Source organism: Chryseolinea lacunae (genome assembly GCF_016735595.1).
Taxonomy (GTDB): Bacteria; Bacteroidota; Bacteroidia; order Cytophagales; family Cyclobacteriaceae; genus Chryseolinea; species Chryseolinea lacunae.
Window position 1 is genome coordinate 240,548 of sequence record NZ_JAERRB010000001.1, and the last position, 22,148, is coordinate 262,695.

Sequence of the window (22,148 nt, forward strand, 5' to 3'; positions counted from 1 at the left end):
TGTGGGTAAAGGTAATCAATTTCAATGGGTGTAGTATGGGCTGATCATCAGATACACCACCACGCCCGTCACTGCCACATAGAGCCAGATGGGGAACGTGATTTTTGCCAGCTTCTTGTGTCGCGCGTAGTCGCCGCGCCACGCCCGTGTGTAGCTGAAGAGCACCAAAGGAATAACCGCGATCGATAACAAAATGTGCGTGATCAGAATAAAAAAGTACACATACTTCAACGCACCGTCGCCACCATAGGGTGTGGGGTCGCTGGTCATGTGATAGAGTACATACATCACCAGGAATGCCGCCGACAAAATCATGCAGGCTTTCATGAGGCGTTCGTGCAACGTGCGATTGCCACCCTTGATGGCGCGCACTGCGCTCACCAGCAACACGGCCGTCAATCCGTTGATGGACGCATAGATGGGTGGTAGAAACGACAGGTCGTAGCCCTGCACACGCACCTTGAATAACACCGCCACCACCACGGGAATGACAATGGACACGGCAATGATCAATTTGTTATACGGCTCTTTCTTCTGGCCCAGGTTGGCTACGTTCGGCTCCATCTCAGTATTTCTTTAATATGATTGTTAGTTCAGTTATCAGTCGGTCCATTTCGTCGAGGTCGGCGGCTTCGTATTGTCCTCGCAGTGCTCCCTTCCTGTCTACCAGGGCGAGGTTGAAGGGTGGCTTCAGAAAGAACACACATTGCTTCCAGGGCGAGGCGTCGTTGTCTATGTGAAGGTAGGCCACAGGGTCTTTTTCGAAGACGCCCTTCACACGCTTCATCTGGTTGTCGGCTTCCTTCGAAAGCGTTCCAAACGACACCAGCACAAGGCTGTCGTTTCCAAAGGGAAGCTTGGTTTGCACACTGTCGGCGATGCGGTAAGGCAGCGTCTTCACGGGCGCACACGGGCCAAGTGTTTCAGGATAGGTTTGGGTGTACAAAGGTGGTACGGCGAACTCGTTTTTTCCAAAAAACTTCAGGAAAAGAAAGATCAAAATGGGAAGCAGCAGGGCCAGGAACAGAAAAATGGCTTTGTTTCTTTTCATACAGAGCGAAGCGTGGTTCGCGAAATTGGTTTGCCGGCAGGGCGCCGCGTGTCGTCAAAAAAAAGAAGGCTTAAGTGCACGCACTCAAGCCTTCGGTATGTGTTACGTTATTTTGTGTCGGATCAATGACGCACCAGGCCAATCGCCATGCCTTCATACACAAAGGCTACCAACATCCACACCACAAAGATCAGGGGGATGAGGATAGACCAGAACAATACTTTCGCTTCGTAGCGCAAGTGCATGAACTCGCCTACGATATAGGCTGCTTTCACAATGGTGAGTCCGATGAAGATCGCCGTCTTCAAAGGTCCGTGACCCATGGTGAAGGCGATGATAAACTCGACTGCTGTAATGAGACCCAGATATCCCGCTACGGTCCACAATTTTTTGATCTTCTCTCTATCGGGAGGAAGAACGGTTACGTGGGTTTCGTGTTCAGAGTGTGCCATATTGTATAACTATTATGCGTTGAATCGTTTTATTGAATGATTTAAACCAGGTAGAAGAACGTGAACACGAACACCCACACAAGGTCTACAAAGTGCCAGTACAACCCTACCTTCTCCACCATTTCGTAATGACCTCTGCGTTCATACACGCCCGTCACGGTGTTGAAGTAGATGAGGAAGTTTAAGCACACACCGCTGAACACGTGAAAGCCGTGGAAGCCGGTGATGAAGAAGAAGAACGCTGCAAAATCCGATGGCCCATACTGGTTGTGCACCAGGTTGGCACCAAAGAAGGTTGTGCCTTCTGCTACGGCGTCGCCATGATGTGCGCCATGGATAAAGTGTGTCCACTCCCAGGCCTGGCAGCTCAAGAAAGCAATACCGCCAAGAAGTGTCCAGAGCATCCATTTCTCAACCGCAGCGCGGTCCATGCGATGTCCGGCTTCAACCGCCAACACCATGGTTACCGAACTCATGATGAGAATGAAAGTCATGATACCCACAAATACCAGTGGCAGGGAAACACCTTCGAGGAAAGGAACAGATTCGAATACTTTTTCAGGAATTGGCCAGTAGCTCTGTGAAAACTTGAAGGCGTTCACGGCGCCTACATACGCCTGATGTGAAGAACGCACCAACCCGTAGGTGATGAGCAATGCCGAAAAGGTAAAAGCATCGGACATTAAAAAGAACCACATCATGAGTTTGCCGTAGCTGGCACCCATCGGTGAGGAGCCACCGTCCCATGTGCTTTCGTCGCCGTGTGCTGCTGCTGTACTTGCCATAGTATTAGTTAGTATATACGTTGTTGATTAAGCGGATAAACGTGTGTGTTTCGGGTGCGTGAGTGATATGCTTTTACCGGCTTTTTTATTACCGGTTCAATAATAGAAAAACAAACAAATATAGCCAAAGTCCATCCAAAAAATGCCAGTAGGTGGCGCACATTTCGATCTGCGAAAGCTTTTTTGAATGCACTTTATAGCGGAAGGCGGCCACCAGCACGATCAGCAAAAACACCACACCACCCACGATGTGCAACCCGTGCACACCCGATATTACATAGACAAACGACCCCGACGGATTTCCTACGAAGTAGACGCTCTCGCGCACCAGCTCGTTCCAGGCCATGAACTGCCCGATCAAAAACGCCACACCCAACAGGGTGGTGATGCTGATGGCCAGCTTGGTCTGTTCCAGGTTGTCGCGCTTCGCTGCGAGATAGGCCCAGTGCATGGTGCCACTGCTGATCACAATGATCACCGAGGTGATCCAGAACAACTGTGGCAATTCAAACACGGCCCAGTTTCCGTCGGCACGGCGCACCAGGTAGGCGCTGGTCCAGGCGGCAAAGATCATCGTCACACTCACCATGAAGATCCACAGCGCGAACTTTTTGGGGTTCATGCCGAGGGGCTTCTTTGCTTCTTCTACTATTCTTATTTCCGCTGCCATACTCTTATCTTTTTTATCTCCCCTTCACGTCAAATTTTATCCAGCACGTAGGCGATCTGCACAATGGGCAAATAGAAAAACGATGCAAACATAATCTTCAGAGCCGACTTCCGGTCGCCCGATTTCATCAATGAAAACGTCATCGCGAAAAACGCGACGCCACAAAGTGTTACTACAATGGCCGACTTAATTCCGGTGATGCCAAACGTGGCAGGAAGCAACCCCATCGGAATTAGAAACATGGTGTAGATCATGATCTGCACGGCCGTGTTCAAATCCTTTTGTCCGCCCGAAGGCAACAGTTTGAAACCTGCTTTTTTATAGTCTTCGTCTGCTACCCAGGCAATGGCCCAGAAATGGGGGAACTGCCAGATGAACTGAATGCCAAAAATGATGAGGGCTTCGTGCGAGATCACACCCGTAGCGGCCGTCCATCCCAACAGCGGAGGAAGCGCGCCGGGAAATGCGCCGACAAAAACAGCCACAGGGCCAACACGTTTCAGCGGGGTGTACACAAAGCCGTAGAGTATCATCGACAACACCGACAAGGCGGTGGTGAGCGGATTGGTGAAGGCTATCAGAATGAGAACGCCCGCAACGGTACAGGTAATGGCCACGGCCACCGACTCTTGCACCGTGACACGATTCGTGGGCAACGGCCGGCCCATGGTGCGCGTCATAAGCACGTCGAGATCTTTTTCAATGATTTGATTGATGATAGACGATGCTCCTGAAAGCAGAAAACCTCCCAGGAAAAGCATGGACAAGGTGAGCCAGTTGATGTCGCGCGATGCCAGCACATAGCCAAAGGCGCACGAGAACGCCACCAAAAAAGACAGCCTGAACTTCAACAGTTCTTTATACGCCCTTGCTTTCGCAAGCACGAAGGGCAATCCACTCAACTGATCTATTTGTGCAACCATCATAATGTTTAGACCAAGGCTGGTTCTTCTTTTCGATTCATCTTCAGCAGGAACAAAAACTGCATTCCAAAGGTGAGCGTTGCGAGCAACAGGTGCACCGGCTGAAGGAAGGCAGGCACGGCAAAATAGGCCATGCTCATACCCGACAAAATCGTCCCCAAAATTAGCAGGATTAGGGCAAGGGTGAAAGCTTTTGCCCCCTCAGTTTTACGCAATCTCAGGATTAATCCCACATGCATGATGAGCACAATCCAGGAGAACGAACGGTGTATGACGAACTCCCCTCCCAGGTTGGCAATCCACGCGTCGCGTGCCACCAGCGTGGCCACCTGGTCGATGGCTTCACGCACCTGTGTGCCCAATAAAATCTGCACCAGCAACACCGCCATAGACGCCAGCAGCCACCAGAATCCCAGCGACGAATTGATCTCCGGGCGGAAGCTGCTCTGGTCTACCAGGTAGACCAAAAGGGCCACGATGAGCAGGGCCAGGAACATGTGAATGGTGATGGTCCACGGGGTGAGATTGCTCGACACCACGAACGATCCCAACCATCCCTGAAAGCCCACCAACACAAACGATAGAAACGCCACTACTGTAAAACGTCGCTGCGTGTTCCAATAGCGGAGCGACACCACAAACACGGCAAAAATGAGGAAGCCAATGATGACGCCCACGATGCGGTTCAGGTATTCGATCCACGTTTTCACGGGATTGAAGTCGCGCTCCTGCAACACCGCCGGGTCGCTCAGGAGGCCCTCCGCTGTTTCGTTCATGCCCAGGGCGTTGAGGTATTTGGCAAAACGTTTATTCTTTTTGTCGCGGTGGTTGGCGTAGATCTCTTTATAGTTCTCCGGCAACTCCGACACCGACGTGGGCGGAACCCAGTTGCCAAAGCACTTCGGCCAGTCCGGACAGCCCATGCCCGAGCCGGTGCTGCGCACAACACCGCCCACAAGGATCAGTATGTAAACCGCAACCAGCGTGGTGAGGGTAAGCCTGCGAAATGATCTCATAGTGTATTCGCTGCGCCGATGGAAAAATGATGTCTCAGAAGATGCTGTAAAAAATCAAGGTTCAAAGCGATGGGCTTGTCCATCGCTTTGAACCTTGAACCGGAAATTCGTCGGGAGTCAATTAGTGCTTGTCTCCTTCCACCACAATCGCTCCGCTGCCATTCGACGACTCCAGTTTGATGAGGTCGTTTTCGTGCGGCAGGTTTGATTCCGGTGTTTCGGAATAGGGTATGTGCTGAGGAATGTAATCTTCTTTTGCACCCGGCTTGCTGTAGTCATAGGGCCAGCGGTATACCGACGGGATCTCTCCCACCCAGTTGCCGTGTCCAGGGTTGCGCGGTGTGGTCCACTCCAGCGTTGTCGAATCCCAGGGATTGATCGGTGCCAGTCGGCCACGGAACATGCTGTAGAAGAAGTTGAACAGGAAGATGAACTGCGACGCCAGCGTGAGTATGGCCGCTATGCTCACCAGCATGTTCAGGTCGGTGAAGCCGTTAAACGTTTCAAAGTTTGTCCAGCTGTAGTAACGACGGGGGAAACCGGCGATACCGATGTAGTGCATGGGGAAGAACACCATGTACACACCCACAAACGTGAGCCAGAAGTGAATATAGCCCAGCGTAGGGTTCATCATGCGACCGAACATTTTCGGGAACCAGTGATACACACCGGCCATCATGCCGAAGAACGATGCGCTACCCATCACCAAGTGGAAGTGGGCTACTACGAAATAGGTATCGTGCAATTGAATGTCGATGGCCGAGTTGCCCAGGAAGATACCGGTGATACCGCCTGTGAGGAAGAACGACACCAGACCGATCGAGAACAACATGCCGGGCGTGAAGTGGATGTTACCCTTCCACAGCGTGGTCACATAGTTAAAGATCTTCACCGCCGAAGGCACGGCAATGATGAGCGTCAACAACATAAAGATCGAGCCCAGGAAAGGGTTCATACCGGTCACAAACATGTGGTGAGCCCACACGATGAACGACAGGATGGCGATGAAGAGCATGGAACCAATCATGGCTTTGTAACCAAAGATAGGCTTGCGCGAGTTGGTGGCGATGATCTCAGACGAAAGTCCAAGGGCCGGCAACAACACGATGTATACTTCAGGGTGACCGAGGAACCAGAACAAGTGCTGGAACAGGATCGGGCTACCACCATCGTGGGCGAGGGCTTCGCCACCGATGTAGATGTCGGAAAGATAGAAGCTGGTGCCAAAGCTGCGATCGAAGATCAGCAACAGGGCCGCGGCAAACAATACGGGAAACGAAAGCACACCGATGATGGCCGTGAAAAAGAAGGCCCAGATCGTGAGGGGCATGCGTGTGAACGACATACCCTTGGTGCGCATGTTGATGACCGTGGTGATGTAGTTGATGCTTCCCAGCAACGAGCTGGCGATGAAAAAGGCCATGGCCACGAGCCACAGCGTCATGCCAAGACCCGAACCTTTGATGGCCTGGGGCAACGCACTCAACGGAGGATATACGGTCCATCCACCACCGGCAGGTCCTGTCTCCAGGAACAACGACACAAACATGATCACGCTGGAAATAAAGAAGAACCAGTACGACAACATGTTCATGAAACCGGATGCCATGTCGCGGGCACCGATTTGCAGGGGAATGAGGAAGTTCGAGAAGGTACCGCTCAAGCCAGCCGTGAGCACAAAGAACACCATGATGGTTCCGTGCATCGTTACCAGCGCGAGGTAAAATTCAGGGTCAAGCTTTCCTTCGGGTGTGATCCAACCGCCCAGCACCGGCTTCAGCCAGTCGAGGTTCATGTCGGGGAAACCGAGTTGCAGACGGAAGATCACCGAAAGTGTTCCGCCCAGCAATGCCCAGAAAATACCAGTGATCAGGAATTGCTTGGCAATTATCTTGTGATCCTGGCTGAAAATATAGGTGGTCCAGAAATTACCTTCATGGTGCTCATGCTCTTCATGATCATCATGGTGGTGAACGTCTTGATGGAGGTGAATATCGGTCGTTGCCATGTCGTTGATAAAATCTTTTTAAACCTATTGTTTTACTTCCGCTACTGTCACGCCGGGATCTTTCTGCATTCCTGCTTTGATCATCGCCGCTTCTTTCAATGCATCCGGCACCTTCTTCAGGTAGTCAGGATTTTGTTTCAGCCATGCCTCTTGCGAAGCCTTCCATTTATCATACGCCTCTTGCTCTTCTACCACAACAGGCATTTTCATAGAGAAGTGACCGCGTCCGCAAATTTCGGTGCAGGCCAGTTCGTAATTGAAGTTGGGGTTTCCGGTTTCATCACGCATCTCCTGCGTGGTCTTGGTTGCCTTGAACTTGAATTGTGTAGGCATGCCGGGCACGGCGTCCATCTTCACACGGAAGTGCGGGAGGAACACGCTGTGCAATACATCTTTTGCGCGGATCTTCAACAGGATCTCCTGGTCAACAGGCAAGTGCAGTTCCAGCGACTTGAAGTCGTCGAACGATTGCTTGTCGGTGAGGTCGAGACCAAATTCGTTTCCGAAGTTGTCGATCAGTTTATAGTTCACTTTGCCAAGGGCTTTGTCTTTCACGCCGGGGTAACGGGCGGTCCAAGCAAATTGCTGAGCCACAAGCTCGATCACTTCCGCATCTTTCGAAGCAGGTCCGGTGATGTCGTTCCAGGCACGCAGACCGGTGAAGATCAACACCGCCAACACGATGGCCGGAATGATGGTCCAGGCCAATTCGAGGTAGTGATTGTCGGGGAAATATTTCGCTTTGCGTCCTACTTTGTATTGATACTGGTAGATGAACACAAACATGATGATGCTGATGATCACAAACGCTGCCACGGTCACCCACATGGTGATCCAGAACAGTTTGTCGGTGACTTTGCCGTGCTCGGAAGCGATGGGCAGCGTGTATTCATGAAAGCGGGTGATCGAGTACCAGAAGAACAGAATCAAGCTTCCGACCAGGAACACGATGAAAAGCGCGGCGTTCACTTTGTTCGCCGTACTTGACTTTTCGTCAACCACACCTCCTTTAGCAATGGCTACCAGGTTGCTCACCCGGAAGATCATATACAAGATCCCCAGAACCAGAACAACACCAAGAATAATAATCAAACTCGTCATATCAGTATCTATACATTAAATGTGGTGATGAAGACTTTCTTGTAACATCGGATCGTTCTTGCCGTACAAAGGCAATTTCGTCAAACTATTCAGCACAACCAGCAGGAACACGGCCGCGAAGATGATGAACACACCGATCTCCAAAAACCCTACTGCTCCATCGTGCTTCATAACACCGGGCGTCACCATGTTGAAAAAGTCGAACCAGTGTCCAACGATGACGATGGGGCAAACCACCTTCAGCATCGACAGGTGTCGCTTCGCGTCCCGTGTCATGAACAACAGGAACGGCAACACGAAATTCACTATGATATTCAGATAGAAGATCCAGCTGTAGGGGCTGTTGTTCATGCGCTCTACGAAGTATACTGTTTCTTCAGGAATGTGTGCGTAATAGATCAGCAGGAATTGTGCGAACCAGATGTAGGTCCAGAAAATCGAGAAGGCAAACACAAACTTGCCCAGGTCGTGAAGGTGATTGGCGTTCACGATCTTGAGGTAGCCGGCGCTCTTCAAATGGGCAGCGATCAGCGTGATCACGGCCAGGCCTGTCACCCACCAGCTGGCAAACACATACCAACCGAACATGGTGCTGAACCAGTGTGTGTCGATGCTCATCACCCAATCCCAGGCGGCAATGGATGAGCTTGCTCCGAAGAACACGAGGAACCAGGCAGACGTGCCGCGGTTTCTGTGCCAGAAAGAAGTTGTGCCTTCAATGTCTTCGGCGATGATGTTCTTGCGCAGGCTCAGGAAGAACCAGTACCACAAACCAAAGAACAACAACATGCGAATGATGAAGAATGCGGGGAACGTTCCGCCGGCCAAGGGCCAGAAAAAGAACGGTGCTTTTTTATTGATGATTTTATCAAACTGAGGTCCACCTTCCTGATAGAGGTAAGAATGTGTCCAATGGAAAACGTCGTGTTTGGTAATGAACCACAAGGCCAGCATCAGCAAACCTGCAAAGGGAATCCAGGTGCCCATGGCCAACGCAATGCGCTTCACGCCTACTGACCAGCCGGCCTGTGCGGCATATTGAATGGCTACGAAAAACAGACCGATAAGACCAAGGCCTGTGAAGTATACGTTGTTCATCCAAAGTGTGGTGAACAGTCTTTTTACCCAATAGGTAGTTTCGTGGTGCTCACCGCCTTCGGCATGATGGCCTTCGGAAGCTGCTGCACCGTGTTCGGCACTGGCTACCATGTCGTGCGATGTCGCTACAGCTGCATGGTGCTCAGTTGCTCCCGCGCCGTGCTCTTCGCCACCGCCGGAAGGACCCTTCATTGCGAATAAAAGTCCTATAACGAAGAAGAGAACACCAACACCCAATAAGATGTAGAGCTTCGTCCGCGTCTCTGGCCTAAATACATAATGTTCTTCCGTTACTTCTACTTGATGATGAGCCATTGTTTTATCGTTATCCGTTTCTGTTCTACGTTTTGCTTGCGTATCGTCTTATTTCTGGAGGGTCTTCACGTATTTGGCGATCTTCCAGCGGTCTTCGGGGCTGATCTGCGATCCGTGTGCCCACATCAGGCCTTTGCCCATGGTGATCACGTGGAAAATGTGTCCTTCGCTCACACCTTTCAGCGCGTCGCTGGTGAGGTTGGCCACACCGTTGTAGGTGGAGCGTTCTTTCTCTTCGCCATTCACGTCGATCTTCACACCACCGGCAGCAACTTTGCCGTCGCCTTTGCCTTTTGCACCGTGGCAATGGTCGCAATAGGTTTCATACAATACTTTTCCGTCGGCAATAACGGCTGCCGAAGAATCCAAAGGGTTTTTCACATTGGCGGCAGCATAAGCCAGGCTGTCTTTGCCAAGGCGATAGGGCAACCATCCCTGCTTGTTGCGCGACACCGTGTGCGGGGCAGGCTCGCGCATGTTCATGTGATAGGGGTTATACAAATTCGAGTTAAAGAATTCCGCATGACCGTTGGGATATTCAATAGACGTTACCCAACGTCCGGCCTCTTCGTCAACGATCTGAGAATAGGGTTCGTAGGCCACGGAGTGATACATGTTGGGAGCATATTCTGTTCCCTGGTTATCACCACCGGCACCGCAGGATGTTAACAGGGCGGCGGCAGAAAATGCTACGAACAATGTGGATAGACAGCGCATAGTATATATTCTCGGATTATTCAAAACTCTTTTCATTCACTTCACTTGCTCCGGCAGCTTTCAGGATGCTGGCGATTTCTGCTTTGCTCTTGCCGTGGTTCAGGTCCAGGTCGATGGCCATCACGTGTTTGTCGTCGGTGCTGCGCACGTCGAACTGGCGGGGCCAGCGATACGGCTTCAGATCACTCACGATCATGAACGTGGCCACCATGCCCAGGGCCGACAACAACACCGTGAGCTCGAAGGTCACGGGGATGAAGGGAGGCAACGACACAAAGTTCTTTCCACCAATGATCATGGGCCAGTCGTAGCCCAACATCCAGATCTGCATGGTGAGGGCCAGGCTCGTGCCGGTCAAACCAAACAGGAAGGCAGCGATGGGAAGACGGCTTCTTTTATAGCCCAACACTTCGTCGAGGCCGTGTACGGGAAACGGAGAAAACACCTCGTGGATTTTCACACCGCTTTCTCTTACAGAAGTGACCCCGCTCAGCAGGACATCTTCGTCTTCAAATACTCCTACTAAAAAATTTTTATCTGCGTCCATTGTCTCTATTTTAACAAGTGCATTAATGATGCGTGTCGTCTGTTGTTTTTTCCGATCCTACCTTGATGATGCTCTTCACTTCGGCCATGTTGATTACCGGGAAGAATTTGGCAAACAACAGGAAGGCACAGAAGAACAAACCAAAGGTGAACAGGTACTCCCCGATGTCATACATGGTCGGGTGGAACATGGTCCAGCTCGAAGGGATGTAGTCGCGGTGCAGCGATGTCACGATGATTACAAAGCGCTCGAACCACATACCGATGTTCACGATGATCGACAAGATGAAGGTTGCCGCGATGCTGGTTCTGATTTTCTTGATCCAGAAAAGCTGAGGCGAAATTACGTTACACGTCATCATCGACCAGTAGGCCCAGGCATAGGGACCTTGCACGCGGTTGTAGAAAGCATAACCTTCATATTCCACGCCCGAATACCACGAGATAAACAACTCGGTGATGTAGGCCACCCCTACTACCGAACCGGTTACGATGATGATGATGTTCATCAACTCGATGTGGTAGATGGTGATGTAATCTTCAAGTTTGAATACTACGCGGGTGATCAGCAAGAGGGTCAACACCATGGCGAACCCGGAGAAGATGGCACCGGCAACGAAGTATGGCGGGAAGATGGTCGTGTGCCATCCGGGGATGACAGACGTAGCAAAGTCCATGGATACGATCGTGTGAACCGAGAGCACGAGGGGTGTAGAAAGACCGGCGAGGATCAAGGCTACCGACTCGTAGCGCATCCAGGTTTTGGCACCGCCTTGCCAGCCAAAGCTGAGGGCGTTATACACTTCGGCGCGGATCTTGTTGCCTTGCACCACAGCACGGTCGCGGATGGTAGCAAAGTCAGGGATCAGACCGATATACCAGAACACCAGCGATACGGTGAAGTATGTCGAGATGGCAAACACGTCCCACAACAGTGGCGAGTTGAAGTTTGCCCAGAGTGAACCAAATGCGTTTGGCAGGGGAAGTGCCCAATAGAAGCCCAGCCAGAGACGGCCCATGTGCATAAGCGGGAACGTGGCGGCGCAAATAACGGCGAAGATCGTCATGGCTTCTGCAGCACGGTTGATCGACATTCTCCAGCGCTGACGGAACAGCAACAAGATGGCCGAGATCAGTGTACCGGCGTGACCGATACCAACCCACCACACGAAGTTGGTGATGTCCCAGGCCCAACCTACGGTCTTGTTAAGACCCCACACACCGACGCCATGCCACAACAACGTGCACACGCAATAGAAGCCATAGGCAAAGAAAACAAAAGACACCGCCATGGCCATCCACCACATGCGGGTGGGCTTACCTTCCACCTGGCGGCTGATGTCGTGCGAAACATCGCCTACTGTCTTGCCACCGGTTACCAGGGGATCACGAACTACTGACGTTACCTGCATTTATATTAAAAGTTATCCGTTATAAACTTAATTCGATATTCGTTTTTCAGTTTCTGCTTATGCTTTAGCAGCATCCTTGTTTCTCACCTTCGTCAGGTACCAGATGTTTGGCTTCACGCCAATTTCTTCCAACACCTGGTAGGCGCGCGGGTTGTCGGTGATCTTGTCGATGCGATGCGGGCGTTCCGGATCGGCAGGTCTGATCTTCAACAGCTTCGAGATTTTGCTTTCAGGATTGTTGATGTCGCCGAACACGATGGCTCCGGTAGAGCAAGATGCCTGGCAAGCAGTCACCACTTCGTCTTCCTGCATCGGTCTTCTTTCTTTCTTGGCGGTGAGTTTGCCAGACTGAATGCGTTGCACGCAGAATGAACATTTCTCCATCACACCGCGTGAACGAACGGTCACATCGGGGTTCAACACCATCTTGCCAAGGTCTGTGTTCATGGCGGGGTTAACCGTTTCGAACTGCTTGTTGTCGTGGTATTTGAACCAGTTGAAACGTCTTACTTTATAGGGACAGTTGTTGGCACAATAGCGTGTACCGATACAACGGTTATAGGTCATTTGGTTGAGACCTTCCGTGCTGTGCGTGGTTGCAGCCACAGGACACACGGTTTCGCAAGGTGCGTTGTTACAGTGTTGGCAGAGCATGGGCTGGAACACCACTTCAGGGTTTTCGGCAGCTTCTTCAATGCCTTTCCAATCGTCGATCTTCGCGTCGCTGCTGTAGTAGCGGTCGATGCGCAACCAGTGCATTTCGCGACGGTTGATCACTTCTTCGCGACCTACCAGCGACACGTTGTTTTCTACGTTACACGCCACCACACAAGCGCCACAACCGATACACGTGTTCAGGTCTATGGCCATGCCCCAATGGTGATCTTTGTATTCGTGTCCTTTCCAGATGGAAACTTCGCCGGGTGCTACTTTGTGTTTAGGATCTGCCCAAGTCGAAACCGTAGGATGGAAACTGCGGTCCCAATGTTTATCCTGGAATTTCTCCAGTGTTGTTTCCTGCACCACCGTTTCGCGACCCATGTAGGTGTTGTGCGTTTGGGTTTGTGCAATCTGATAGTCTTCGTTGGTTTTTTCGAACTTCACGTTGTTGAGTGTGTAGCTCAACGAACCGTTCACTGTTGCCAGGAGCGGGTAAACATTTTGTCCGATGCCGTCGGCAACTTTACCGGCTTTCGTGCGGCCGTAGCCCACAGGGATACCGATGGTTCCAGGCGTTTGACCGGGCTGAACCAGCACGGGCACTTTCACGGGCTTCTTGCCTTCTACTGTTACAGTGAAATATTTGGTATTGCTTTCGGCGAAGTTGATGTCTTTTGCATCTTTCGGCGACACCGTCACATAGTGATCCCAAACGGCTTTTGTGATGGGGTCGGGAAGTTCTTGCAACAACGGGTTGTTGGCTTGCGATCCGTTGCCCACGTTGCCGCTCTCGTAGATCACCAGCTCGAAGCCGGCCGATTTAGGTGTGCTGGCAATGGTGCTGGCGGCAGCATTCACGTCGCCGGCAAACGTCGGAACAACTGCTGCCGAAACGGTGGGCACTTCCAGGATACCGTCGTATAATGCTTTATCCCAGAAGCTTTGGAAGTCGGGTGTTCCTTTGTAGAACCAGGTCTTCCAGTTGCTTTGAACAAATTCGAAGTAGTCTGCATTTGCTTCGCCGCTCCACAGCAAGAGAGTTTCTTGTGCAGCACGCGTCTTGAAGATCGGCGTGATGGCGGGTTGGCCTAAGCTGTAGTGATTCAGTTTGGGCTCGGCGTCGTTCCACGCTTCGAGGAAGTGGTGATCCGGTGCGAGGTACTGAACCAGTGCGCCGGTTTCTTCTTCTTTGTAGCCTGTCGATACGGTGAGGGCAATGCCTTTGAGGGCTGCGCCAAGTTTTTCGCCTTCGGGGTGATCGTAAACCGGGTTACAGTTGTAGAAGATCACGCCGTCGATTTTGCCACCTTCGGCTTCGCTCACAAACGCGGCCATGGCTGCGTCGTCGCCTTGACGGTAGTTCACCGGAAGGTTTACGTCGATGGTGGTGCCGTAGCTGCTGAGCAGGTCGTTGATGCCATTCACGATAATCTGGATCGACTTGTCGTTCGATCCGGCCACCACGAGGGCTTTGCCGCGGGCTGCCCACAGATCGTCGGCTGCCTTGGCTACGTTTTTGATTTTATCGTCGCCGCCGGAAACGGTAGGCTTGCCGGCTTTGGATGCAATGAGGTTATAAAGAGCAACCAGTGCTGCGCCTTCTTCCGAGGGTTTGATTTGTGTTCTGTAGTCGGCGTTGGCACCGGTGATCGAGAGGATAGACTCGAACTGGTAGTGACGCGACATTTCTCTCTTTTCTTCCGATACGTCGCGGGTGATGGCGTATTGCTTGGTGAACTCGATAGGCGAAATCCAGCTTCCGAGGAAGTCGGCGGCCACGCTCACAATCACACTCGCTTTGCTGAAGTCATAGGAAGGAATGAACGCTTTGCCAAAAGAGGCTTCGTTGGCTTTCAGGATTCCGTAGGCAGAGCTTTGATCGTATTGAACAACTTGCGTTGTAGGATATTTTGCTTTGAACTTTTCGATGGCCGCGCGGGTGCTGGGGCTCAGAATGGTGTTGCTAACGATGCGGATCTGGCCGCCTTTGCCGGCGATTTCGCTCAGCTTGGCTCCCACTTGTTTGTCGAGATCTTCCCAGGAAAGTTTTTCTCTCTTCTTTCCTTCGGCTGCTGCGCCGCGGGGGCCGGTGAGGCGGGAGTTGTCGTAGAGCGAAAGCAGGGAGGCTTCCACTTGCGCGCTGGTGCCGCCTTTGGTTACGGCCGAAAGGGCGTTGCCATCAATTTTGATGGGTCGGCCTTCGCGGGTCTTCACCACGATGCTGCAATAGTCGCCGCCGTTGGTGTAGGTCGAAGCGTAGTAGTTGGCGATGCTCGGATCGATTTCAACGGGCTTGTTCACATACGGAATGGCCTTGCGGACAGGCGCTTCGCAGGCTGCCAGCGCTACCGCCGACACACCAAAGCCCATCATCTTCAAGAAATCCCTACGGGAGTGTCCCAGATCTTCTTCCGGCCCTGGCTGAGCAAATTCTTCGTGAGCATGCTTTACAAACTCCGGGTTGTTGGCCAGTTGCTCAATGCCTTTCCAGTATACCTTCTTTGATTCTTCCATAAATCGTTATCGCGATGCGTTGACCGTAAATACTCTATATATTAATAATGACACTTGGAACATTCCAATCCACCTTCATCCTCTACCTTCATCGGTGTCTTCTTGGACTTGTTGTGCAGCTCTACAAGTTTGTCGTAGTAGGCGTTGCCTTTGGTGTTGACATCGGTCTTGCGATGGCAGTCGATACACCAGCCCATGGTCAGCAAAGAGTGCTGGCGAACCACGTCCATCGTTTCGATAGGACCGTGACATGTCTGACACTCCACACCCGCCACGTTCACGTGCTGCGAGTGATTGAAGTAGGCCAGGTCGGGAAGGTTGTGAATACGAACCCACTCGATAGGCTTCTTATTTTCCCAGGCGGCCGTGATCTTGGCAATTTCGCCTTCGCCGGTTTGAGTACCTGCCTTGATCTGGTTGTGACAGTTCATACAGATGTTTACCGAAGGAATGGTAGCGCTCTTGCCTTTCATGACACCGACGTGGCAATACTTGCAGTCGATCTCCATTTGGCCGGCGTGAATTTTATGCGAGAAAGCGATGGGTTGCTTGGGCGCGTAGCCCTGTTGAACTCCCACAGAATACAATCCGTTGATCACCGCTTTGAATCCCAGCGAACCACACAGGAACACTACGATGAAGATGAAACCCGAACTGCGGGTAACCGAACCGAACGTGATGGGTGAGTTAACAATTTCTTTGTCCTCTTCCGAAAGCTCCTTCTGATCGAGGAAACGCTTGAGGGCCGAAACGAGGAAACCTAAAATAACCAGCAACAACACCAGGATGAGGAGCATGCCTCCGAGGATGACGTTGAGGTAGGTTGACGAAACGCCACCACCGTCAGACTGACCTGGCGTAGGCGTAGGAACTTTTTTCGCATCCTCCTTCTTCTCCGTCTCTGCTTTGACGTAGGCGAGGATGTTCATGATGTCCTCGTCTTTAAACGACGAAAACGCCGTCATCTGCGTTTTGTTGTACTGGTTGTAAAGTTTGTTGGCATAGTCGTCTCCACTCGCGATAACGCCGGAGGAGTTCTTCACAAACGACTTGATCCAGTCGATGGAAGGGGCGCGGTTGTAGACGTCTTGCAACGCCGGGCCCACTAACTGCGTTTTCACTCTGTGACAGGCCTTACAATTCGCATTAAACAAGGCTTCACCTGCGCTGATAGCAGCGGGCTCTGTGGAAATATCCTGAGCGTTAGAAGTGAAACTGAGAAATGCGAAAACGAAAACCAGGGAGAGGAACTTGCAAGCGGAGGAGATAAAATTTCTATTCATGTTTGGTTCAGTGTCCGTTTTCAAAACAAGCGGCACAAATCTACTATCGGAACTCATTTTTTCAAATTTATTTAGGCCGTTGCACAATAAATTATGAGGATTTTTGACCCCATTTTAAAACCTGCGAAAGGTAATTAGGGAATGCTTCTGAGAGGCTAAATTCGAAGAATATCAGTGTAATTTAGAATCATTACAAATTGAAACGGCGTGCTTTTCACCACTCGTTTTGTCAATTTTTCACCCACACCTACACAAGGGCAACGGAGGTCCGGGAACTTTTCGATTTTGCCAACGATGGCAGACCGGATGTGCGGCTGATTTCGGTTTTGAGCTGCTTCACGCACACACATTCAACGCCACGTCCGCCTTTCGCGCCTTCAAACACTACGGCAAGTCAGGTGCGATCAAACTAAAAGACAACGGCGGCACAGTCTCATCCTGCGGTCTTTGACCACCCTTCTTCGATGCCCAGCCCGAACAATGCGAAATCATATTTCACCGGATCGGCCGGGTCGAGTCGCGCGAGGTTGGATGTAAGTTCGAGCGCGGTTTGCCAGTCGGTCTGTTTGCGACGGATCAGCTTCAGCCTCCGCCCTACCCGATCCACATGCAGGTCGCACGGGCACACCAGTTGCGCGGGCGATATGTTTTTCCATAAGCCAAAGTCCACCCCTTTGTCGTCGTCGCGAACCATCCAGCGCAGGTACATGCTGAGGCGTTTGCAGGTCGACTTGCGTGCCGGTGTGGAGATGTGCTTGCGGGTGCGATGAGGATAGTCGTCGAGACTAAAAAACAGATCGTGAAAGTTTATCAGTGCCGGTTCAATGGTTGTGGCCCCGGCGGGCATGGCAAACGCCTGCTCCAACGAGTCGTTTTGTTTATAGAACCATTTGAGGAACGCCACAAAATAAAGCGTGTCGGTGGCATTGAAGGTCCGGTGCTTGAACGCCTCCAGCGCCTTCAGGTCTTTGGCTTTGTGATGAAGGATGAACTGATGTGGATCGTTGTCCATGAGGCCCAGCAGCTCGTTGCATTTGCGCACAATGGTGACCCGCTGCCCCCACGCCAACACGGCCGCAAAGAGGCCGGCAATCTCGATGTCCTGCTTTTTGGTGTAGGCATGTGGAATGGAAATCGGGTCGAGCTCGATAAAGCCCGGGCGGTTATATTGGTCCACCTTCTCGTCGAGGAAGGCCTTCAGCTCGTCGCCTTTTAATTTTTTAGCCGCTGTTGCGCGCGTTCCCATGCCGAAGCTAAAGTCGCATCACCGTCCAAAATCATCCTGCACCCGCACGATGTCGCTTTCGTCGGAAGGATTTGCCGCGTCGGTGTGTTGCCAGATCTCGGCAATCATGCCCCAACCGTTCAAGCCCACCAGCCGATGCCGTTGGCCCTGACGAAGACGGATCACCTCGCCCAGAGCCAGCGTCTGCACACTGCCCTGCTCGTCGGTCTCACTGGTCACCACCCCGGCCGTGCCCGCCACCAGCTTCCAGATCTCCGCCCGTCGAAAGTGATATTGCCACGACAGCCGCGTGTCGGGCTGCACCATCAGAATTTTCGGACTAAGCTTTCCGCTAATGCGCAACGTGTCCAGTTCAATGTCGGGAAAGAACAGGTCAGCAAAAGCCTTTGCCTGCGCTTCATCCAGCACAAAGAACCCACCCCAGGGCCGGTTAAAGTCCTTATCGGCCACACGGAACCCCGCATCCCCCAAATATTTTTCCACCGCAGCAAACACCGCAGCCTTGTCGCCAGTCAATGTCAAAGTTGTTTTCATGCAATCAGTTTCGTTAAACGAAGTCGGGAAATTAGGGGAAAAAATTCATTAATACGGAAGACATGGAACAAGAAGAGGCAACAAATCAAAATCGATCATAGAGACGAGAATTAGGGTTTGCCTTTGTCGAACGGCAAAAACGAATTGTAAATAGATTTGTGAGAACGTATCGGCCATCGGGTTATGATTGATGTTGCACGTGTTTAAGAACAGGTAGCTCCTCCGGAGCTCAAATACATGTTAACGGGATTCTATAAACAGGGAGCTCCATCCGGAGCTTAATCCAGATGGACATGTCGATAGTCTCTCGTTAATTGAGTAAGCTGGTGCGGTGCATTCAATACAAGTTAGCGCCAATTTTCATAGACAGGAAGCTCCTAGCGGAGCTATTTCCTATTCGCCGACTCTCTTCCAAAATTCGTTACAATATCATCAACATTTGTAGTCAATTATTTTTTCAATAACAGCAAACACCCCCAACTCACTGCCTATCCGCGTCATATTTTATTCCACACGCCTTCCGTATCCGATCCAGCGTTTCCATCAGCAACAAACTGTCGGCATGGCGCATCACCGGGCTTTCGGTGAGGCCTTTTTGCAAACACGTGTTCACGTGGCGGGCTTCAAACTGGTAGCCGTAGCCGGTTTCGCGATAGACTTCTAATGTTTCGGGGGCTTGTCTGTTTTTTACCAGCTCGAGGTTGGAGGTCGCGTTGTGGAAGCGGTTGGTCATGCGGATGTAGCCTTCGGTGCCGATCAGCGTGGCCTCTACGGGGGTGTCGGCGGCGAAGGTGGCGCTGAGGACGGCGAGGGCGCCGCTCTCGAACGTGAGGGTGATGGCGATTTGTTCGTCCACGCCGGTGGCGTAGGGTTTCATTACGGCCTTCACGTCTACCGGGCGGCCCAGCAACGATGTGGCTAGAAACACGGGGTAGATGCCGATGTCGAGCAGGGCACCGCCGCCCAGGGCAGGGTCGTACAGGCGCTGGGGTGCGGGGGTGTCGGCGCGAAAACCGAAGTCGGCCTGGATCAGTTTCAGGGGGCCGATGTCGCCGGCTTTGATCATGGTGCTCACCTTCTGGTATTGCGGGAGAAATTTGGTCCAGAATGCTTCCATGAGGAACACGTTGTTCTTCTGGGCAGCGTCGATCATGTCTTGCACCTGGTAGGTGTTGAGGGCAAATGCCTTCTCGCACAGCACGGCTTTTTTGTGCTGCAAACAAAGCAGGGCATGGTCGCGGTGAAAGCCGTGGGGTGTGGCAATGTAGATCACATCCACGTCGGGACTTGTCACCAGGGCCTCGTAGGTGTTGAACACAAAAGGGACGGGATGTTCTTTCAGAAAGGCATCCGTTTTTTTAGCACTGCGCGAGGCGATTGCCACGAGCTCAGCATCTTTCACCAGGCGCAGGTCGCCCGCAAACTTCGCGGCAATTTTGCCACATCCTAAAATGCCCCAGCGTATTTTTTCCATATACTTACGACTTGATTGTTTCGGACCGTTCTCGTTCCTATTTACCCTTAACGGGAATTTCTGAAAGAGGGCTGGACCGTTGCGCCGTGAAGGTATGAAAAGGAAAACGCATTTTCAGTTCAAACAATTTGTGGTGCAGCACGACCGCTGCACTATGAAGATAGGCACTGATGCCGTGCTGCTTGGCGCGTGGGGCAACGTCACTCCCGCGACGCGTGGTATGATCGATCTCCCTTCGCCGGTTCGCATACTCGACATCGGCACCGGCTCGGGCGTGATCGCCATCATGGCCGCACAACGCTCGTCCGACCAAACTCAAATCGACGCCGTGGAAATTGAAACACAGGATGCGTTGCAGGCCACCGAAAACTTTGCGGCGTCTCCGTGGTCAGCACGCCTGCACCTCCACACAACGCCCATCCAGGACTTCAGCCCCGGATATCAATACGACGTCATCGTCAGCAATCCGCCCTACTTCATCAACAGCCAGGAGCCGCCCGACAAACGCCGCCTCGAAGCACGACACACCGTATCGCTAGACTATGACACGTTGCTTACTGTTGTGAAAAGACTTTTGAAGCCCGAAGGAAGATTCAGCGTGATCCTCCCCTACACGGAAGGTTTACAGTTTATGACGCTCGCCCAAAAAGCGGGAATGTTCTGTCGCCGCCAGTGCAGCTTTCGCACGCGTCTTGAAAAACCGATTGAGCGCTGGATGCTGGAATTTGCCTGGGCAAACGGCGAGGTTGAAACCGATGAAGTGCTTTTGTATGATGAAGGTGTTCACTGGTCGGCCAGCTATGTGGCGTTGACCAAAGATTTTTATCTGAAGATGTAAAGCATACTGGAGCTCCCGGGGTTCATTCAATTCCTCTCCCCTACCAACTGCTACTCGAGCCTCCACCGCCCGAACTTCCTCCACCCCAACTTCCACCGCTGCTACTACTACTCGACGATGAACTGCTGCCTGAACTACTGGAAGACGTTGACGCCACTCGCATCGGGATTTTAAACTTTCGAACACTGCGCTTCTGACAATGCTCACACTGATAAGTCTTTTCCCCCTGACCGCTGGCGCTATAGGTTGCGTCTATCAATGTTCGGGTGCTATAGAGGTGATAGGTCTTTGCTTTGCATTTCGAACAGACCGTGTAGTCGGTGTTTGCATCGGGGTAGGCCAGCAACTCTGCCGCCTGACACGCCGTGCACCTCCACACATCATAGTCTATGGAACCGACTCTCTCTTCCGCAATCTGTGCGGCTTGCAAAAACGCATCGTCTGCTTTTTCATCCAGCTTCACCGCCTGTCCGCCGCATTGTTTGCAGGCACGCGGCATGTTGCGATAGCGCTTCATGTTGCGTCGATACATAAAGTAAACCAGCAGCATGGGCACCGGAAAAAAGATGGCCGACCAGATCAGTCGTGTGCGTTGTGGCGCGTAGAAATAATATGCACCTTGATTGTCGCCGACTGTCAACAGGGGCTGGACAAGTTGTTGTATGCGGTAGCGTCGCTCCAGAAAAAGAAATACCAGGAAGCCATAGGCGGCCAAGGCAAACACCACGATGTTCCATTCAAAGAAAAAAGCCGTCAGCAAAAAGGCATACGGCAGGAAGATATACAACACAAGCCATCGCGCCCGCGAAAGTCCGATCCAGTTTTTGTCTTCCGATGGTTTGAACCTGTTGTTTGACCGCGCAATAAAAAACGCAAACACCAGCACAATCACCAGCGTCACCATAATGCCTGCGTAAAGAAACTGAGTACCGCCGTTGTCCTGGGTTTCGCTTCTGATCTCCTCGGCAGCCTGGGGATCGGTGAGTATTGAAACAACCCTGCCAACACCTGCAATCATACCGGCGTCGTAGTCGCCCGCTTTGAAAAAAGGAACCATGTCTTGTTGCTGTATGTGCTTGCACACGGCGTCGGTGAGTGTGCTCTCCAGGCCATAGCCCGTGTGGAAACGAACCGTGCGCTGGTCCTGCACAAAAAGAATGAGCAACCCGTTGTCTTTGTCGGCCTGACCAATGCCCCATTTCACAAAGAGCGCCTGTGCAAAATCAAAAATATCCTCCTCGCCAATAGAATTCACCAGCACCACGGCCACTTGCGCCGTCGTCTTTTTTTCAAGCGAGTCGAGCATCGTGTCAATCTGCCCGGCCGCGCTTTCGCTGATGATGTTGTCGGGATTGCTGACGTAACTGTTGTTGATCAGCTTCACATTGGGCACGGTTTCCACCGTATAGCCCTGCGCCCATGAACCGAACGAAACCAACAACAACATCAGGGCTATAAAAAACTTCATGGTGCACGATTAAAGAATGGTCAAATGTAGAGCTTTC

The 22,148-nt window shown here is 51.9% G+C and carries 20 protein-coding genes; 1 reads left to right on the forward strand and 19 read right to left on the reverse strand.

Annotation, left to right across the window (positions count from 1 at the left end):
• Positions 1-21: 21 nt before the first annotated feature.
• The 18 genes from JI741_RS00880 to JI741_RS00965 all read right to left on the reverse strand — a co-directional run bounded on the left by JI741_RS00880 (position 22) and on the right by JI741_RS00965 (position 19,805).
• Entirely contained in the window at positions 22-564 is a 543-nt protein-coding gene (locus JI741_RS00880) for a DUF420 domain-containing protein (protein ID WP_202006715.1), read from the reverse strand.
• Between the two features lies 1 nt (position 565).
• A complete protein-coding gene (locus JI741_RS00885) occupies positions 566-1,051 on the reverse strand; it encodes a hypothetical protein (protein WP_202006716.1) in 486 nt (161 codons plus the stop codon).
• A 122-nt stretch (positions 1,052-1,173) separates the two neighbouring features.
• Positions 1,174-1,503, reverse strand: a complete 330-nt coding sequence (locus JI741_RS00890) for a cytochrome C oxidase subunit IV family protein (protein WP_202006717.1) — start codon at positions 1,501-1,503, stop codon at positions 1,174-1,176.
• Positions 1,504-1,544: 41 nt separating this feature from the next.
• Positions 1,545-2,288 (reverse strand): cytochrome c oxidase subunit 3, encoded by a 744-nt coding sequence (locus JI741_RS00895; RefSeq protein WP_202006718.1) that lies wholly within the window; start codon positions 2,286-2,288, stop codon positions 1,545-1,547.
• An 88-nt stretch (positions 2,289-2,376) separates the two neighbouring features.
• The gene (locus JI741_RS00900; RefSeq protein ID WP_202006719.1) at positions 2,377-2,958 is read right to left on the reverse strand and encodes a cytochrome c oxidase subunit 3; all 582 of its coding nucleotides are present in this window, start codon (positions 2,956-2,958) and stop codon (positions 2,377-2,379) included.
• Between the two features lie 29 nt (positions 2,959-2,987).
• Entirely contained in the window at positions 2,988-3,884 is an 897-nt protein-coding gene (gene cyoE / locus JI741_RS00905) for a heme o synthase (RefSeq protein WP_202006720.1), read from the reverse strand.
• Positions 3,885-3,889: 5 nt separating this feature from the next.
• The gene (locus JI741_RS00910; RefSeq protein WP_202006721.1) at positions 3,890-4,897 is read right to left on the reverse strand and encodes a COX15/CtaA family protein; all 1,008 of its coding nucleotides are present in this window, start codon (positions 4,895-4,897) and stop codon (positions 3,890-3,892) included.
• Between the two features lie 121 nt (positions 4,898-5,018).
• Entirely contained in the window at positions 5,019-6,905 is a 1,887-nt protein-coding gene (locus JI741_RS00915) for a cytochrome c oxidase subunit I (protein ID WP_202006722.1), read from the reverse strand.
• A 24-nt stretch (positions 6,906-6,929) separates the two neighbouring features.
• A complete protein-coding gene (locus JI741_RS00920) occupies positions 6,930-8,006 on the reverse strand; it encodes a cytochrome c oxidase subunit II (RefSeq protein WP_202006723.1) in 1,077 nt (358 codons plus the stop codon).
• A 15-nt stretch (positions 8,007-8,021) separates the two neighbouring features.
• The gene (locus JI741_RS00925; RefSeq protein WP_236675814.1) at positions 8,022-9,296 is read right to left on the reverse strand and encodes a quinol:cytochrome C oxidoreductase; all 1,275 of its coding nucleotides are present in this window, start codon (positions 9,294-9,296) and stop codon (positions 8,022-8,024) included.
• Between the two features lie 171 nt (positions 9,297-9,467).
• Entirely contained in the window at positions 9,468-10,136 is a 669-nt protein-coding gene (locus tag JI741_RS00930; RefSeq protein WP_202006725.1) for a c-type cytochrome, read from the reverse strand.
• A gap of 16 nt (positions 10,137-10,152) precedes the next feature.
• Entirely contained in the window at positions 10,153-10,683 is a 531-nt protein-coding gene (locus JI741_RS00935; protein ID WP_202006726.1) for a DUF3341 domain-containing protein, read from the reverse strand.
• A gap of 22 nt (positions 10,684-10,705) precedes the next feature.
• Positions 10,706-12,094, reverse strand: coding sequence for an NrfD/PsrC family molybdoenzyme membrane anchor subunit (gene nrfD, locus JI741_RS00940; protein ID WP_202006727.1), 1,389 nt, complete (start codon positions 12,092-12,094; stop codon positions 10,706-10,708).
• A 57-nt stretch (positions 12,095-12,151) separates the two neighbouring features.
• Positions 12,152-15,268, reverse strand: coding sequence for a TAT-variant-translocated molybdopterin oxidoreductase (locus JI741_RS00945; RefSeq protein WP_202006728.1), 3,117 nt, complete (start codon positions 15,266-15,268; stop codon positions 12,152-12,154).
• A 41-nt stretch (positions 15,269-15,309) separates the two neighbouring features.
• The gene (locus JI741_RS00950) at positions 15,310-16,608 is read right to left on the reverse strand and encodes a c-type cytochrome (protein ID WP_439647544.1); all 1,299 of its coding nucleotides are present in this window, start codon (positions 16,606-16,608) and stop codon (positions 15,310-15,312) included.
• A gap of 376 nt (positions 16,609-16,984) precedes the next feature.
• On the reverse strand, positions 16,985-17,797 hold the full coding sequence (locus tag JI741_RS00955) for a TIGR02757 family protein (protein WP_202006730.1): 813 nt from the start codon (positions 17,795-17,797) through the stop codon (positions 16,985-16,987).
• 18 nt (positions 17,798-17,815) lie between these two features.
• Positions 17,816-18,331, reverse strand: a complete 516-nt coding sequence (locus JI741_RS00960; protein ID WP_202006731.1) for a cupin domain-containing protein — start codon at positions 18,329-18,331, stop codon at positions 17,816-17,818.
• 481 nt (positions 18,332-18,812) lie between these two features.
• Positions 18,813-19,805, reverse strand: a complete 993-nt coding sequence (locus tag JI741_RS00965) for a Gfo/Idh/MocA family protein (protein WP_202006732.1) — start codon at positions 19,803-19,805, stop codon at positions 18,813-18,815.
• Positions 19,806-19,899: 94 nt separating this feature from the next.
• Here JI741_RS00965 and JI741_RS00970 point away from each other — a divergent pair, with 94 nt between their 5' ends.
• Positions 19,900-20,643, forward strand: a complete 744-nt coding sequence (locus JI741_RS00970; protein WP_236675815.1) for a tRNA1(Val) (adenine(37)-N6)-methyltransferase — start codon at positions 19,900-19,902, stop codon at positions 20,641-20,643.
• Between the two features lie 40 nt (positions 20,644-20,683).
• Here the strand turns inward: JI741_RS00970 and JI741_RS00975 are convergent, their stop codons facing one another.
• On the reverse strand, positions 20,684-22,111 hold the full coding sequence (locus tag JI741_RS00975; protein ID WP_202006734.1) for a TPM domain-containing protein: 1,428 nt from the start codon (positions 22,109-22,111) through the stop codon (positions 20,684-20,686).
• Positions 22,112-22,148: the final 37 nt, after the last annotated feature.

Coding starts and splice junctions, on each gene's coding strand:
- JI741_RS00880 (WP_202006715.1), bottom strand. CDS start 564: ATGGAGCCGAACGTAGCCAACCTGGGCCAGAAGAAAGAGCCGTATAAC.
- JI741_RS00885 (WP_202006716.1), bottom strand. CDS start 1,051: ATGAAAAGAAACAAAGCCATTTTTCTGTTCCTGGCCCTGCTGCTTCCC.
- JI741_RS00890 (WP_202006717.1), bottom strand. CDS start 1,503: ATGGCACACTCTGAACACGAAACCCACGTAACCGTTCTTCCTCCCGAT.
- JI741_RS00895 (WP_202006718.1), bottom strand. CDS start 2,288: ATGGCAAGTACAGCAGCAGCACACGGCGACGAAAGCACATGGGACGGT.
- JI741_RS00900 (WP_202006719.1), bottom strand. CDS start 2,958: ATGGCAGCGGAAATAAGAATAGTAGAAGAAGCAAAGAAGCCCCTCGGC.
- cyoE (WP_202006720.1), bottom strand. CDS start 3,884: ATGATGGTTGCACAAATAGATCAGTTGAGTGGATTGCCCTTCGTGCTT.
- JI741_RS00910 (WP_202006721.1), bottom strand. CDS start 4,897: ATGAGATCATTTCGCAGGCTTACCCTCACCACGCTGGTTGCGGTTTAC.
- JI741_RS00915 (WP_202006722.1), bottom strand. CDS start 6,905: ATGGCAACGACCGATATTCACCTCCATCAAGACGTTCACCACCATGAT.
- JI741_RS00920 (WP_202006723.1), bottom strand. CDS start 8,006: ATGACGAGTTTGATTATTATTCTTGGTGTTGTTCTGGTTCTGGGGATC.
- JI741_RS00925 (WP_236675814.1), bottom strand. CDS start 9,296: ATGAAGGGTCCTTCCGGCGGTGGCGAAGAGCACGGCGCGGGAGCAACT.
- JI741_RS00930 (WP_202006725.1), bottom strand. CDS start 10,136: ATGCGCTGTCTATCCACATTGTTCGTAGCATTTTCTGCCGCCGCCCTG.
- JI741_RS00935 (WP_202006726.1), bottom strand. CDS start 10,683: ATGGACGCAGATAAAAATTTTTTAGTAGGAGTATTTGAAGACGAAGAT.
- nrfD (WP_202006727.1), bottom strand. CDS start 12,094: ATGCAGGTAACGTCAGTAGTTCGTGATCCCCTGGTAACCGGTGGCAAG.
- JI741_RS00945 (WP_202006728.1), bottom strand. CDS start 15,268: ATGGAAGAATCAAAGAAGGTATACTGGAAAGGCATTGAGCAACTGGCC.
- JI741_RS00950 (WP_439647544.1), bottom strand. CDS start 16,608: ATGAGTTCCGATAGTAGATTTGTGCCGCTTGTTTTGAAAACGGACACT.
- JI741_RS00955 (WP_202006730.1), bottom strand. CDS start 17,797: ATGGGAACGCGCGCAACAGCGGCTAAAAAATTAAAAGGCGACGAGCTG.
- JI741_RS00960 (WP_202006731.1), bottom strand. CDS start 18,331: ATGAAAACAACTTTGACATTGACTGGCGACAAGGCTGCGGTGTTTGCT.
- JI741_RS00965 (WP_202006732.1), bottom strand. CDS start 19,805: ATGGAAAAAATACGCTGGGGCATTTTAGGATGTGGCAAAATTGCCGCG.
- JI741_RS00970 (WP_236675815.1), top strand. CDS start 19,900: ATGAAAAGGAAAACGCATTTTCAGTTCAAACAATTTGTGGTGCAGCAC.
- JI741_RS00975 (WP_202006734.1), bottom strand. CDS start 22,111: ATGAAGTTTTTTATAGCCCTGATGTTGTTGTTGGTTTCGTTCGGTTCA.